This is a genomic window from Pseudomonas sp. 10S4 (genome assembly GCF_034344865.1).
Lineage (GTDB): Bacteria > Pseudomonadota > Gammaproteobacteria > Pseudomonadales > Pseudomonadaceae > Aquipseudomonas.
The window spans coordinates 2269603-2284628 of record NZ_CP133774.1; the positions used below are offsets into that span (position 1 = coordinate 2269603).

Annotated in this window: 7 protein-coding genes and 3 pseudogenes; 7 read left to right on the top strand and 3 right to left on the bottom strand. The window is 59.3% G+C overall.

Annotated features, from left to right (window positions below):
- The first annotated feature begins 2 nt into the window (after positions 1-2).
- The 7 genes and pseudogenes from pilQ to hemE all read left to right on the top strand — a co-directional run bounded on the left by pilQ (position 3) and on the right by hemE (position 13042).
- A pseudogene (gene pilQ, locus RHM58_RS10570) lies at positions 3-2085 on the top strand (type IV pilus secretin PilQ).
- A gap of 4 nt (positions 2086-2089) precedes the next feature.
- On the top strand, positions 2090-2608 hold the full coding sequence (gene aroK, locus RHM58_RS10575; RefSeq protein WP_201192108.1) for a shikimate kinase AroK: 519 nt from the start codon (positions 2090-2092) through the stop codon (positions 2606-2608).
- 151 nt (positions 2609-2759) lie between these two features.
- Positions 2760-3860, top strand: a complete 1101-nt coding sequence (gene aroB, locus RHM58_RS10580; RefSeq protein WP_201199948.1) for a 3-dehydroquinate synthase — start codon at positions 2760-2762, stop codon at positions 3858-3860.
- Positions 3861-3870: 10 nt separating this feature from the next.
- Positions 3871-5473: pseudogene (locus tag RHM58_RS10585) on the top strand (SPOR domain-containing protein).
- 350 nt (positions 5474-5823) lie between these two features.
- Positions 5824-10270 (top strand): annotated as a pseudogene (gene gltB / locus RHM58_RS10590) (glutamate synthase large subunit).
- Positions 10271-10303: 33 nt separating this feature from the next.
- The gene (locus RHM58_RS10595) at positions 10304-11722 is read left to right on the top strand and encodes an FAD-dependent oxidoreductase (protein ID WP_201199952.1); all 1419 of its coding nucleotides are present in this window, start codon (positions 10304-10306) and stop codon (positions 11720-11722) included.
- A 252-nt stretch (positions 11723-11974) separates the two neighbouring features.
- The gene (gene hemE / locus RHM58_RS10600) at positions 11975-13042 is read left to right on the top strand and encodes a uroporphyrinogen decarboxylase (RefSeq protein ID WP_201199955.1); all 1068 of its coding nucleotides are present in this window, start codon (positions 11975-11977) and stop codon (positions 13040-13042) included.
- A gap of 59 nt (positions 13043-13101) precedes the next feature.
- On the opposite strand, the gene RHM58_RS10605 is transcribed toward hemE, so the two are convergent.
- The 3 genes from RHM58_RS10605 to RHM58_RS10615 are packed head-to-tail and all read right to left on the bottom strand — an operon-like array spanning position 13102 to position 15018.
- The gene (locus RHM58_RS10605; protein ID WP_201255443.1) at positions 13102-13746 is read right to left on the bottom strand and encodes a retron system putative HNH endonuclease; all 645 of its coding nucleotides are present in this window, start codon (positions 13744-13746) and stop codon (positions 13102-13104) included.
- Positions 13747-13771: 25 nt separating this feature from the next.
- Entirely contained in the window at positions 13772-14767 is a 996-nt protein-coding gene (locus RHM58_RS10610) for an AAA family ATPase (RefSeq protein ID WP_322270828.1), read from the bottom strand.
- Complete coding sequence (locus tag RHM58_RS10615; RefSeq protein WP_322270308.1) at positions 14764-15018, bottom strand: AAA family ATPase; 255 nt, start codon at positions 15016-15018, stop codon at positions 14764-14766. The genes RHM58_RS10610 and RHM58_RS10615 overlap by 4 nt, the downstream gene beginning before the upstream one ends.
- Positions 15019-15026 lie beyond the last annotated feature (8 nt).

The window sequence follows — 15026 nt, forward strand, 5'->3', positions numbered from 1 at the left end:
CAATGAACAGGATTTTCTCAACCTTCGGTATTTCGCTATGGATAGCGCTGCTGTCGCCGATGGTACTAGCGGCCAACCTCAATACGCTGGATGTCGCAGCACTGCCGGGTGACCGCGTCGAGTTGAAGTTGACCTTCGATGGTCCGCCACCTCCGCCCCACGGTTACACCACAGAACAACCGGCGCGAATTGCACTGGATCTGCCGGGCGTGGTCAGCAAACTGGCGAGCAAAAATCGTGAGCTGGGTGGCGGCAACGCGCGCAGTGCCACGGTGGTGGAGGCCAAGGACCGCACGCGACTGATCATCAACCTGACCCAACTGACGCCCTATAGCACCCGGGTTGCCGGCAACACGCTGTTCGTGGTCATCGGGCAAGGCGCCAACGGCGCGGCGGCCAAACCGGTCGCCAGCGCACCGCGCGTCGCCACTGCCAAACCGGCTCCCGCAAAAACCTACGCACCCGTGAGCAAGGCTATTCGGGGCGTGGACTTTCAGCGCGGTACCCAGGGCGAAGGCAATGTGGTGATCGATCTATCGGATCCGACCATCGCCCCGGACATTCAAGAGCGAGAAGGCAAGATCATCCTCGGTTTCGCCAGGACCCAGTTGCCCGAGCCGTTGCGCGTGCGGCTGGACGTCAAGGACTTCGCCACCCCGGTGCAGTTCGTCAACGCCGCTGCCACCGGCGACCGCGCCACGATCAGCATCGAGCCTGTCGGCGCTTATGAGTATTCGACCTACCAGACCGACAATAAGCTGACCGTCAGCATCCGGGCGGTGACCGCCGACGACTTGCAGAAGCGTAACGCCGAGCGCTTTGCGTATACCGGTGAAAAGCTTTCGCTGAATTTCCAGGACATCGACGTGCCGCTCGGTGCTGCAGCTGATCGCCGACTTCACCAACCTCAACCTGGTGGCCAGCGACACCGTGCAGGGCGGCATCACGTTGCGTCTGCAGAACGTGCCGTGGGATCAGGCGCTGGACCTGGTACTGAAAACCAAGGGTTTGGATAAACGCAAGATTGGCAACGTGTTGCTGGTTGCACCCGCGGATGAGATCGCCGCCCGTGAGCGCCAGGAGCTGGAGTCGCAGAAACAGATCGCCGAACTGGCGCCGCTGCGTCGTGAGCTATTGCAGGTCAACTACGCCAAGGCTGCCGATATCGCCAAACTGTTCACCTCGGTGACCAGCGCTGAGGCGAAAGTCGACGAGCGGGGTTCAATCACCGTCGACGATCGAACCAACAACATCATCGCCTACCAGACCCAGGATCGCCTCGACGAGCTTCGCCGCATCGTTGCGCAACTGGATATCCCGGTGCGTCAGGTGATGATCGAAGCGCGGATCGTCGAAGCCAACGTCGATTACGACAAGAGTCTCGGCGTGCGCTGGGGCGGGTCGGTCCAGAACAAGGGTAACTGGAACACCTCGGGTGTCAGTAATGGGACTTCAACCACTATTGGTACGCCCGGCAGCACCAGCACCAACTCACCGTTCGTCGACATGGGCACGGCGGGCAATACGTCGGGGATCGGCATCGCCTTCATCACCGACAATGTGTTGCTCGACCTTGAGCTGACGGCCATGGAGAAGACCGGTAACGGCGAAATCGTCTCGCAACCCAAAGTGGTCACATCCGACAAGGAAACCGCGAAAATCCTTAAAGGCACCGAGATTCCCTATCAGGAAGCCAGCTCCAGCGGTGCGACATCCGTGTCGTTCAAGGAGGCGTCGCTGTCCCTGGAGGTGACGCCGCAAATCACCCCGGATAACCGCATCATCATGGAGGTCAAGGTCACCAAGGACGAACCGGACTACCTCAACAAAGTGCAGGACGTACCGCCAATCAAGAAAAACGAGGTCAACGCCAAGGTGTTGGTCAATGACGGCGAGACCATCGTCATCGGCGGGGTTTTCTCAAATACTCAGAGCAAGGTTGTAGATAAGGTGCCATTTCTCGGCGATGTGCCGTATCTTGGCCGCCTTTTCCGGCGTGACGTGGTTTCGGAGAAAAAATCCGAGCTGCTGGTATTTCTCACTCCGCGTATCATGAATAACCAGGCGATTGCTGTGAGTCGTTGATTCTGTGCGAAATTTGATTCTTGTAGGACCGATGGGGGCTGGTAAAAGCACCATCGGCCGGTTGCTGGCCAAAGAGCTGCGCCTGCCATTCAAAGATTCCGACAAGGAAATTGAATTGCGCACGGGCGCCAATATCCCGTGGATCTTCGATAAGGAAGGCGAACCCGGCTTTCGTGATCGCGAGCAAGCGATGATCGAGGAGCTGTGCGCGTGCGACGGCGTGGTACTGGCGACCGGCGGCGGTGCAGTCATGCGCGAAGCCAATCGTCGGGCCCTGCATGCCGGGGGGCGTGTGGTTTATCTGCACGCATCCGTCGAGCAGCAAGTCGGCCGCACCGCCCGTGACCGCAATCGCCCGCTGTTGCGCACCGCCGATCCGGCCAAGACCCTTCGGGACTTGCTGGCGATCCGCGATCCGCTTTATCGGGAAATCGCCGATCTGGTGGTTGAAACCGATGAGCGGCCACCGCGAATGGTGGTGCTCGACATCCTCGAACGCTTGCAGCAGCTACCTCCCCGTTAAAGCGCAGCGCGAAATGCGCTATCCTCGGCGTCCTGTCATGGCCGCTCAAGGTTGTGGCGGATGGCTATCAACCGGCGTCATGCCAGCAGATGCCGCGGACATTGGTTAACTCAAGGCAGGACGCCTGATTCCATCTTCACTGTGGGGACACATGCAGACACTCAAGGTCGATCTAGGCGAGCGCAGCTACCCGATTCATATTGGCGAAGGTTTGTTGGATCAGCCCGAGTTGCTGGCCCCTCACGTTCGCGGGCGGCAAGTGGCAATCATCTCCAACGAGACTGTGGCACCGCTCTATCTCGAACGTCTGACCAAAAGCCTCGCACAGTTCTCGGTCGTCTCGGTGGTATTGCCCGATGGCGAAGCCTTCAAGACCTGGGAAACCCTGCAATTGATTTTCGACGGTCTGCTGACCGCCCGGCACGACCGCCGCACCACAGTGATCGCCCTCGGTGGCGGCGTGATTGGTGACATGGCCGGTTTTGCAGCGGCCTGCTACCAGCGCGGCGTCGATTTCATCCAGGTGCCGACCACATTGCTGTCGCAAGTCGACTCGTCGGTGGGCGGCAAGACCGGCATCAACCATCCGCTGGGCAAGAACATGGTCGGCGCCTTCTATCAGCCCAATGTGGTGCTGATCGATACCGCCACCCTCAATACTTTGCCGGCTCGCGAACTGTCTGCGGGCCTGGCGGAAGTCATCAAATACGGGTTGATCTGCGACGAGCCGTTCCTCACCTGGCTTGAAGAAAACGTCGATCGCCTGCGCGCCCTGGATCAGGTGGCCCTGACTTATGCGATCGAACGCTCCTGCGCGGCCAAGGCTGCGGTGGTCGGTGCCGACGAAAAGGAAACCGGCGTGCGCGCCACGCTGAACCTGGGGCACACCTTCGGCCACGCCATTGAAACCCACATGGGCTATGGTGTGTGGTTACACGGTGAAGCGGTGGCTGCTGGCACCGTAATGGCGCTGGAAATGTCTGCACGCCTGGGCTGGATCAGCGAGCAAGAACGAGATCGCGGTATTCGCCTGTTCCAGCGTGCCGGCCTGCCGGTCATCCCGCCTGAAGAGATGACTGAAGCCGATTTTCTCGAACACATGGCAATTGACAAGAAAGTGATCGACGGTCGTTTGCGCCTGGTGCTGCTGCGCCAAATAGGCGAAGCAGTGGTGACCGACGATTATCCGAAAGAGGTTCTACAGGCCACGCTGGGAGCGGATTACCGCGCCCTGGCTCAGCTTAAAGGTTAATAAGATCCCGATGACTAGTTTGCATGCCGACGAGGCTTTCCTCGGCCATTACCAGTTAAGTCATGACCCTTTTGCTCCACGGGTGCCTGGCTTCAAATTTTTCCCGGCCCAGCGCAAACCGGTGCTGGGACAACTGCATCACCTGGCCCGTTACAGCCAGTTGCTGCTGGTGGTCACCGGCCCGCAAGGCAGCGGCGAAGACTCTGTTGCGTCAGGCCCTGGTGGCCAGCACCAACAAGCAGTCCGTGCAGAGCGTGGTGGTTTCCGCTCGTGGTGCCGGCGATGCTGCAGGTGTGCTGCGTCAGGTCGCCCAAGCGCTGAACGTGGCCCAGGCTGAGGTCGGCGCGATTCTGGCCCAAGTGGTTCAGCTTGCCCTCACCGGGCAGGAAGTCTACTTGCTGGTGGATGACGCCGAGCAGCTCGACGAATCCGCACTCGAGGCCTTGATGGCCCTGGCGGCCGGTGCACCGGAAGGTCGCCCGCACGTGTTCCTGTTCGGTGAATCGTCGCTGATCGCTCAACTGGAGGCGCTGAGCCTTGAGGAAGAGCGCTTCCACGTCATCGAATTGCAGCCTTACACCGAAGAAGAAACTCGCGAATATCTAGACCAGCGGCTCGAAGGCGCCGGTCGGGGTATCGAACTTTTTACCGCGGATCAGATCTCTGATATTCACGAAAGCTCCGACGGTTGGCCTGGCAACATCAACCAGGTCGCCCGCGATGCGATGATCGAAGCCATGATTGCCAGCCGCACAGCGGTGAAGCGTCCAAGTATGGGGTTCAACATGCCGAAGAAACACGTATTGGCGATTTCTGCCGTAGTCGTGGTCGCGGTAGCCGCCGCCTGGTTGATGCCGGGCCGCAGCAAGACACCGACCACCGGCGCACCGGCCAACGAACAGGCTCAGCTGCCACTGGGCACGCCAAAACCGAACGCCGCCGGAGGTGCTCCATCCGTGGAGTTCGCCGGTAACACGCAGCCGATGCCGTTGCCGCTGGTCGGCCAGTCGCAACCGGTCATGCGCAGCCCGCTGGCCGAAGCGGCCGGTGGCATCACTGAGGGCGACGACGGCGTGCCGGTCGAAGGCTCCAGCGCTACACCGCCGACCGTGACCACTATCGCGCCGCCTACGGGCATCCAGCCGGGTCCTGCGCCGACGCCTGCCGCCAAGCCTGTGCCTGCTGTCAAACCGGCTCCGGCACCGACTCAGGTCGCTACTGCCAAGCCAGCGCCTGCCCCCGTGGCCAAACCGGCGCCAGCGCCTGCCAAGCCTGTGGTTGCTGCCAAACCTGCCGAGAAGCCGGTTGCCGTGGCCAAGGCCGCCGGTAGCGGCTGGTACGCCGGGCAAGCGCCGGGCAACTACGTGGTGCAGATTCTCGGCACCAGCTCCGAAGCCTCTGCGCAAACCTTCGTCAAGGAGCAGGGCGGCGAGTACCGTTATTTCAAGAAAGTCCTCAACGGCAAACCGCTTTACGTCATCACCTACGGCAGCTTCGCCAACCGCGATGCAGCTGTTACCGCTATCAAGGCCTTGCCAGCGAAGGTTCAGGCTGGTAAACCTTGGCCTCGCTCCGTCGCCAGCGTCCAACAGGAACTGGCAACAGCTCGCTGAAGATTCGGCGGCCTTACCCAGGCCGCCTCTCCCGGCACCTCAAAATTTCTACAAGCGCATGCCGCCTCTACAGGCCGCGTGCCTTGTGGTGTCTGCGTCACAGTAGTCTTTGAGTCGTTGCGGTCAACATTAAAAATGTTTTGACTAGCACAGCAGATCGCTTTAAACCTTTCACAAATGCGACATAGATTTGCGACAGATCGTCGTCAAATTTGTGAGCCCCTGTGTCGGTGTGTACAATGACCTCCCTTTTGCTCCCGCAAAGCCGACGTACGTTCGGCGTGGGCGGCAAGTGGTTGAATTGAAAAGAAATTTGCCTCGAAAAGAGGCAGCCTGGTGAGAAAGTGTCTATGAAAGCAGGTCTGTACCAACCAGATGAATTCAAGGATAACTGCGGTTTTGGCCTGATAGCCCATATGCAGGGCGAGCCCAGTCATACCCTTTTGCAAACGGCCATTGAGGCCCTGACCTGCATGACCCACCGCGGAGGGATCAACGCCGACGGCAAGACCGGTGACGGTTGCGGCTTGCTGATTCAAAAGCCGGATGTGTTCCTGCGAGCCATCGCCCAGGAAACCTTCGGCGTCGAATTGCCCAAGCAATATGCCGTGGGCATGGTCTTCTTCAATCAGGATCCGGTCAAAGCCGAGGCCGCTCGCGAGAACATGAACCGCGAGATCCTCGCTGCCGGCCTGACACTCGTCGGCTGGCGCAAAGTGCCGATCGATACCAGCGTCCTCGGCCGCCTGGCCCTCGAGCGCCTGCCGCAGATCGAGCAGGTGTACATCGGCGGTGAAGGCCTGAGCGATCAGGAGATGGCGGTCAAACTGTTCACCTCCCGTCGTCGCTCGTCGGTGGCCAACGCCGCTGACGCCGATCACTATGTCTGCAGCTTTTCGCACAAAACCATTATTTATAAAGGCCTGATGATGCCGGCGGACCTCACCGCCTTCTATCCAGACCTCAGCGACCAGCGCCTGCAAACCTCGATTTGCGTGTTCCACCAGCGCTTCTCGACCAACACCCTGCCGAAATGGCCGTTGGCGCAGCCGTTCCGCTTCCTCGCCCACAACGGCGAGATCAACACCATCACCGGCAACCGTAACTGGGCCGTGGCGCGTCGTACCAAGTTCACCAACGATTTGATGGACCTGGAAGAACTCGGCCCGCTGGTTAACCGTGTTGGCTCCGACTCCTCCAGCATGGACAACATGCTCGAGCTGATGGTCACCGGTGGCATCGACCTGTTCCGTGGCGTGCGGATGATCATTCCGCCTGCGTGGCAGAACGTCGAAACCATGGACCCGGATCTGCGGGCGTTCTACGAATACAACTCGATGCACATGGAACCGTGGGACGGCCCGGCCGGCGTGGTAATGACCGATGGTCGTTACGCGGTGTGCCTGCTCGACCGTAACGGTCTGCGTCCGGCGCGTTGGGTCACCACCAAAAACGGTTTCATCACCCTGGCGTCGGAAATCGGTGTCTGGAACTACCAGCCTGAAGACGTGATCGCCAAGGGCCGCGTTGGTCCGGGCCAGATCTTTGCCGTGGACACCGAAACCGGTCAGATCCTCAACACCGACGCGATCGACAACCGCTTGAAGTCTCGTCATCCGTACAAGCAATGGCTGCGCAAGAATGCCCTGCGCATCCAGGCGACCATGGAAGACAACGACCACGGTTCAGCTTTCTACGACGTCGACCAGCTCAAGCAGTACATGAAGATGTACCAGGTCACTTTCGAAGAACGTGATCAGGTGCTGCGTCCGCTCGGCGAGCAAGGCTACGAAGCCGTTGGCTCGATGGGCGACGATACGCCGATGGCCGTGCTGTCCCAGCGCGTGCGTACGCCGTACGACTATTTCCGCCAGCAGTTCGCGCAGGTCACCAACCCGCCGATCGACCCGCTGCGTGAAGCCATCGTCATGTCGCTGGAGATCTGCCTCGGTGCCGAGCGCAACATCTTCCAGGAGTCGCCGGAACACGCTTCGCGCGTGATCCTCAGCTCGCCGGTGATTTCCCCGGCCAAGTGGCGCTCGCTGATGAACCTCGACCGTCCGGGTTTCGAACGGGCGATCATCGACCTCAACTACGACGAAAGCGTCGGCCTCGAAGCGGCGATCCGCAACGTCGCCGATCAGGCTGAAGAAGCCGTTCGCTCCGGTCGTACCCAGGTTGTATTGAGTGACCGTCACATTGCCCCGGGCAAGTTGCCGATCCACGCTTCGCTCGCCACCGGCGCGGTACACCACCGCCTGACCGAAAAAGGCCTGCGTTGCGACTCCAACATCCTCGTGGAAACGGCGACTGCTCGCGACCCGCATCACTTTGCGGTGTTGATCGGTTTCGGCGCCTCGGCGGTTTATCCGTTCTTGGCCTACGAAGTGCTGGGCGATCTGATCCGTACCGGTGAAGTGCTGGGCGACCTCTATGAGGTGTTCAAGAACTACCGCAAAGGCATCACCAAAGGTCTGCTGAAGATCTTGTCGAAGATGGGCATCTCGACCATTACTTCGTACCGCGGTGCGCAGTTGTTCGAAGCCATCGGCCTGTCCGAAGAAGTTTGCGAATTGAGCTTCCGCGGCGTGCCGAGCCGCATCAAGGGTGCGCGTTTCGTCGACATCGAAGCCGAGCAGAAAGCCCTCGCCGCCGAAGCCTGGAGCCCGCGCAAGCCGATCCAGCAGGGCGGTCTGCTGAAATTCGTCCACGGTGGCGAATATCACGCTTACAACCCGGACGTGGTCAGCACCCTGCAAGCCGCTGTGCAGCAGGGCGACTACAGCAAGTTCAAGGAATACACGGCGCTGGTGGACAACCGTCCGGTGTCGATGATCCGCGACATGTTCAAGGTCAAAACCCTGGACACGCCGCTGGACATCAGCGAGATCGAACCGCTGGAATCGGTGCTCAAACGCTTCGACTCCGCGGGCATCTCCCTCGGTGCACTGTCGCCAGAAGCCCACGAAGCCCTGGCCGAAGCCATGAACCGCCTCGGTGCGCGTTCCAACTCCGGCGAAGGCGGCGAAGACCCAGGCGCGCTACGGCACCATCAAGAGCTCGAAAATCAAGCAAGTGGCGACTGGTCGTTTCGGTGTAACTCCGGAATACCTGGTCAACGCTGAAGTGCTGCAGATCAAAGTCGCTCAGGGCGCCAAGCCCGGCGAAGGTGGTCAGTTGCCAGGGGGCAAGGTCAACGGTCTGATCGCCAAGCTGCGTTACGCAGTGCCGGGCGTGACCCTGATTTCGCCGCCGCCGCACCACGACATCTATTCGATTGAAGACTTGTCGCAGCTGATTTTCGACTTGAAACAAGTCAACCCGAAGGCCCTGGTCTCGGTGAAATTGGTTGCAGAAGCGGGCGTCGGCACCATCGCCGCCGGTGTGGCCAAGGCCTACGCGGACTTGATCACCATCTCCGGCTACGACGGCGGCACCGGCGCATCGCCGCTGACCTCGATCAAATACGCGGGCGCTCCGTGGGAACTCGGCCTGGCCGAAACCCACCAGACCCTGCGCGGCAACGACCTGCGCGGTAAAGTCCGGGTACAAACCGACGGCGGCCTGAAAACCGGCCTCGACGTGATCAAGGCAGCCATTCTCGGCGCTGAAAGCTTCGGCTTCGGCACCGCGCCAATGATCGCCCTGGGCTGCAAATACCTGCGCATCTGCCACCTGAACAACTGCGCCACCGGCGTCGCGACTCAGAACGAGAAGCTGCGTAAAGACCACTACATCGGCACCGTCGACATGGTGATCAACTTCTTCACCTACGTCGCTGAAGAAACCCGTGAGTGGCTGGCCAAGCTGGGCGTGCGCTCCCTCGAAGAGCTGATCGGTCGTACCGATCTGCTGGACATCCTCGAAGGCCAGACCGCCAAGCAGCAACATCTGGACCTGACCCCGTTGCTGGGCAGCGATCACATCCCGGCAGACAAGCCTCAATTCTGCCAGGTCGACCGCAACCCGCCGTTCGACAAAGGCCTGCTGGCCGAGAAAATGGTCGACATGGCCACTTCGGCCATCAACGACATGAGCGGCGCTGATTTCGCCCTGGATATCTGCAACTGCGACCGTTCGATCGGCGCGCGGATCTCCGGTGAAATCGCGCGCAAGCACGGCAACCAAGGCATGGCGAACGCGCCGATCACCTTCCGCTTCAAAGGGACGGCTGGTCAGAGCTTCGGTGTGTGGAACGCCGGCGGCCTGAACATGTACCTGGAAGGCGACGCCAACGACTACGTCGGCAAAGGCATGACCGGCGGCAAGCTGGTCATCGTGCCGCCCAAGGGCAGCGTCTACAAGACTCAGGACAGCGCCATTATCGGCAACACCTGCCTCTACGGCGCCACGGGCGGCAAGCTGTTCGCCGCTGGCACCGCGGGCGAGCGTTTCGCGGTGCGTAACTCCGGTGCTCACACCGTGGTTGAAGGCACCGGCGATCACTGCTGCGAGTACATGACCGGTGGTTTCGTCTGCGTCCTGGGCAAGACCGGTTACAACTTCGGCTCAGGCATGACCGGCGGTTTCGCCTACGTGCTCGACCAGGACAACACCTTCGTTGACCGGGTCAACCACGAACTGGTGGAAATCCAGCGGATCAGCGGCGAAGCGATGGAAGCCTATCGCAGCCACCTGCAACGCGTGCTGGACGAATACGTCGCGGAAACCGACAGCGAATGGGGTCGTAACCTCGCTGAAAACCTCGACGACTATCTGCGCCGTTTCTGGCTGGTCAAGCCCAAGGCTGCCAACCTGAAATCGTTGCTTTCCAGCACCCGTGCCAATCCGCAGTGATATGCGCCTGAAGAGTTTGATGAGGTTTTAACAATGGCTGAACGTCTGAATAACGACTTCCAGTTCATCGACGTCGGGCGCAAAGATCCGAAGAAGAAACTGTTGCGTCAACGCAAGAAAGAGTTCGTGGAAATCTACGAACCCTTCAAACCCCAGCATTCGGCCGATCAGGCCCACCGCTGCCTGGGTTGCGGTAACCCGTATTGCGAATGGAAGTGCCCGGTGCACAACTTCATTCCCAACTGGCTGAAACTGGTGGCCGAGGGCAACATCCTCCAGGCCGCCGAGCTGTCGCACCAGACCAACACCCTGCCGGAAGTCTGCGGCCGGGTGTGCCCGCAGGATCGTCTGTGCGAGGGTGCGTGCACCCTTAACGACGGCTTCGGCGCGGTGACCATCGGTTCGGTCGAGAAGTACATCACCGACACCGCGTTCGCCATGGGCTGGCGCCCGGACATGTCCAAGGTCAAGCCGACCGGCAAACGTGTCGCGGTCATCGGCGCAGGCCCGGCCGGCCTGGGTTGTGCCGACGTGCTGGTACGTGGCGGCGTGACCCCGGTGGTGTTCGACAAGAACCCGGAAATCGGCGGTCTGCTGACCTTCGGCATCCCCGAGTTCAAGCTGGAAAAGACCGTGCTGAGCAATCGCCGCGAAGTCTTCACCGGCATGGGCATCGAGTTCCGCCTGAACACCGAAGTGGGCAAGGACGTGACCGTCGAGCAACTGCTCGAAGAATACGATGCCGTGTTCATGGGCATGGGCACCTACACCTACATGAAGGGCGGCTTTGCCGGTGAGGACCTGCCGGGCGTGCATGACGCTTTGGATTACCTGATCGCCAACGTCAATCGCAACCTGGGCTTTGAAAAGTCGCCGGAAGATTTCGTCGACATGAAAGGCAAGAAGGTTGTGGTACTGGGCGGCGGCGACACGGCCATGGACTGCAACCGGACGTCGATTCGCCAGGGCGCCAAGTCGGTGACCTGCGCTTATCGTCGTGACGAAGCAAACATGCCGGGCTCGCGCAAAGAGGTGAAGAACGCCAAGGAAGAAGGCGTGAAATTCCTCTACAACCGCCAGCCGATTGCCATCGTCGGTGAAGACCGCGTCGAAGGCGTGAAAGTGGTCGAGACCCGTCTCGGCGAACCGGACGCCCGTGGCCGTCGCAGCCCTGAACCGATCCCGGGTTCCGAAGAGATCATCCCGGCAGATGCCGTGGTCATCGCGTTCGGTTTCCGTCCAAGCCCGGCGTCGTGGTTTGAGCAGTTCGAGATCCAGACCGACAGCCAGGGCCGCGTTGTGGCCCCGGAGCAGGGTAAATACAAGCACCAGACCAGCAACCCGAAAATCTTCGCCGGTGGCGACATGGTTCGCGGTTCTGACCTGGTGGTGACGGCGATCTTCGAAGGCCGCAATGCCGCCGAAGGGATCCTGGATTACCTGGGCGTCTGATCACTTTCCAGAATTGGAATGCGATCAAAATGTGGGAGCGGGCTTGCTCGCGAAGGCGGTGTAACAGTCAATATTGATGTCGACTGACACACCGCTTTCGCGAGCAAGCCCGCTCCCACATTGGTTTCAGGGTGTTACCAATACCGGAGTTTCACCGCAATAAATTGACCCGATAGACAAAAGGCTGACCTGCAACCGTGCCTTTTGCGTCGCGCTCTGAGAAAATGCCCGCACTTTTTTCCGGATGCCGACATGACTGCCCTGAAGAACGACCGTTTCCTTCGCGCCCTGCTCAAGCAACCTGTAGACGTCACGCCGGTATGGATGATGCGTCAGGCCGGTCGCTACCTGCCTGAATACCGCGCCAGCCGTGCCAAGGCCGGTGACTTCATGAGCCTGTGCATGAACCCGGAGTTCGCTTGCGAAGTCACGATGCAACCGCTCGACCGCTATCCACAACTGGACGCGGCGATCCTCTTCTCCGACATCCTGACCATCCCGGATGCCATGGGCCAAGGCCTGTACTTCGAGACCGGCGAAGGTCCGCGCTTCAAGAAAGTCGTCAGCACCCTGGCCGATATCGAAGCCCTGCCGATTCCTGACCCACAAAAAGACCTTGGCTACGTCATGGACGCGGTCAGCACCATCCGCCGCGAACTGAACGGCCGCGTGCCGCTGATCGGCTTCTCCGGTAGCCCATGGACCCTGGCCACCTACATGGTCGAAGGCGGCTCGTCGAAAGACTTCCGCAAGACCAAAGCCATGCTCTACGACAACCCGCAAGCCATGCACCTGCTGCTGGATAAACTTGCGCAGTCGGTCACCAGCTACCTCAACGGCCAGATCATGGCTGGCGCGCAAGCGGTGCAGATCTTCGACACTTGGGGCGGCAACCTCTCGGCGGCGGCGTACCAGGAATTCTCCCTGGCCTACATGCGTAAAATCGTCAGCGGCCTGATCCGCGAACACGAAGGCCGCAAAGTGCCGGTCATCCTGTTCACCAAAAACGGCGGCCTGTGGCTGGAAAGCATCGCCGACGCTGGCGCGGACGCGTTGGGCCTGGACTGGACCTGCGACATCGGCGAAGCCCGCCAGCGCGTCGGCAACAAAGTCGCCCTGCAAGGCAACATGGACCCGACCGTGCTGTACGCCAAGCCAGAAGCCATCCGTACCGAAGTCGGCCGCATCCTCGCCAGCTACGGCAAGGGCAGCGGCCACGTGTTCAACCTCGGTCATGGCATCACCCCGGAAGTTGATCCGGAACATGCAGGCGCGTTCATGCGCGCGGTGCATGAGTTGTCGGCGCAGTATCACGAGTGATCGTCGCCCGATAACGAAAACGCCCGGCATTTGCCGGGCGTTTTTGTTTGTGTTGGTTTTTAGTGACCGAGGAGTTGTTCGGCGTAGCGGGCGATGATGTGGTCGAAAGGTTTTTGATCCGAGATGTCGGTTGAGCGAATCGCGGTGACGAGGCGGTTGAGGTCTTCTTCACTGGCCTGTGTGATGAATTCCTCATCGAACAGCAGCCGGATTGTGTTCTGACGACGATTGTTCAGGTAGGCAATATCTAGCGCCAACACTTCAATCATCTTCGATGCGGGCAGGTCTTCAGAGTCTGTTGGTTGGATTTCGCCGGTTCTCAGATACCGGAAGCGCAGTTCACATCGTTCATCCATTGGAGAGATATGCAGCGCTTCGTCAAACCAGTTGCCCTTGCGATGGCCGCAGTGCAACGGGTTGCCGGGTTTTGTCTCGCGCAGGCAAGAGGCATGGAGATTCTGATACTCCAATGCCAGTTTTTCGAAATGCTCTTGAGGTTTGAAATGTTCGATATGGCTGTTGGACGCCTCTATTTCTCTACCGCAGTAGCAGCAGAAGAATCCTTGTTCAGTTAACAAGCTGTTGAGAAGGTCCCGTTTTTGCGGGTTTTGCAGCGTTGGATAAGTAGGGCTCCACTCATCGTTTGCCGAGTTTTTCCATTCTGTAAATGAAGCGGGTTCAGTTCCTTTGAGCACTCGCTTCATTTGCCGAGAATCTCCTTGCGCCTGATCAACGCTTCGGCTCCTGCGAACTCTGGGAGGTCGGGGGCTTTTTCTTCAGCGCCTCAAGTTGGACTTTTGCTTTTTTGAGGTCGTTGTCTTCCAGGGTGGAGAACAGCTCAGAGAGCAGCCTTTCTATTTCGGGCTCGCGTTGAGTAACGCCCATGACCTCCTCCAACACGCTACTGGAATCCAAGCCATAGGTGACCCGTGGGTGGGAGGCGTCGCCATTGTTTAGGACGATCACTTCTTCGGGTTTCAGACTGCCGATGATTTGAGGGGAGTGGCTGGCGGCGATGAACTGGACTTTGGGGAAGGCTTCTTTCAACGCCGGAACAATGTTGCGTTGCCAGGCTGGATGGAGGTGGATGTCCAGTTCGTCGATGATGACCACGCCTGAGGTGTTTTTCAGGACGTCCTTGCCCATGTGCGGGTTGAGGATGCACATGCGTCGGGCGATGTCGGCGAAGAGGGCGACCATACCGCGCTGGCCGTCGCTAAGTTGACCGAAGGGGAGAGTTTGCCCGTCGCCCATATCTATGAGTAGAGATTGCATCCGTAGGTCGTAGCGCAAGTCATTTGCTTCAGGCAATGCAAACTTAATTGCTTGATTGACCCAGGCTAGTTCGTCGTCAAACTCCGAAGACGTCAAACCTTCATCCAGTAGGGTTTGCATCCGCTCCAGTGTCTTGGCGATCAGCCAGCTCTCGAAGTCCTTTAAATCCGCGACAGCATCGAACCAGTTGTTGTAGCTGCTGAAACGCGAAATTTTTTGTTGCGCCGCAAACTCTGCAGAAACATTCGCATTTTTCCAGCGTCGATCTGCGCGATAGAACGCGAGTATTGGTAGATCGGGGTAGATTTTTGCTTCCGGTAGAGACTGTGTAAGGAATTGATCGACCGCATTTTTCAGGTTCTGATTCGTCCCTGCGGCCCAGTCTTCTACAAGGCTGATTGTTGTCCAGTCGACTGCGCCGAGAACATCGCCCTTTGCGGCCAGCGTTATTGGAAACTTTTTTCATATCGTGTTCTGCCTCGAAACTTATCGACTATAAATCGGACATCATCATTTATCGCGAATGACTGGCCGGATTGCATGGCGCTGGCAAACTCAACAAACGACGCAGCCACCGCCTGCAACAACGAAGTCTTCCCACTCCCATTAACCCCCACCACCAGATTGAAACCCGGCTGAAAGTCAAAAGTGGCATCTTCGTAGCAACGAAAATTCTGAATGTGGAGACGGTCCAGGCGCATTCTGGCTT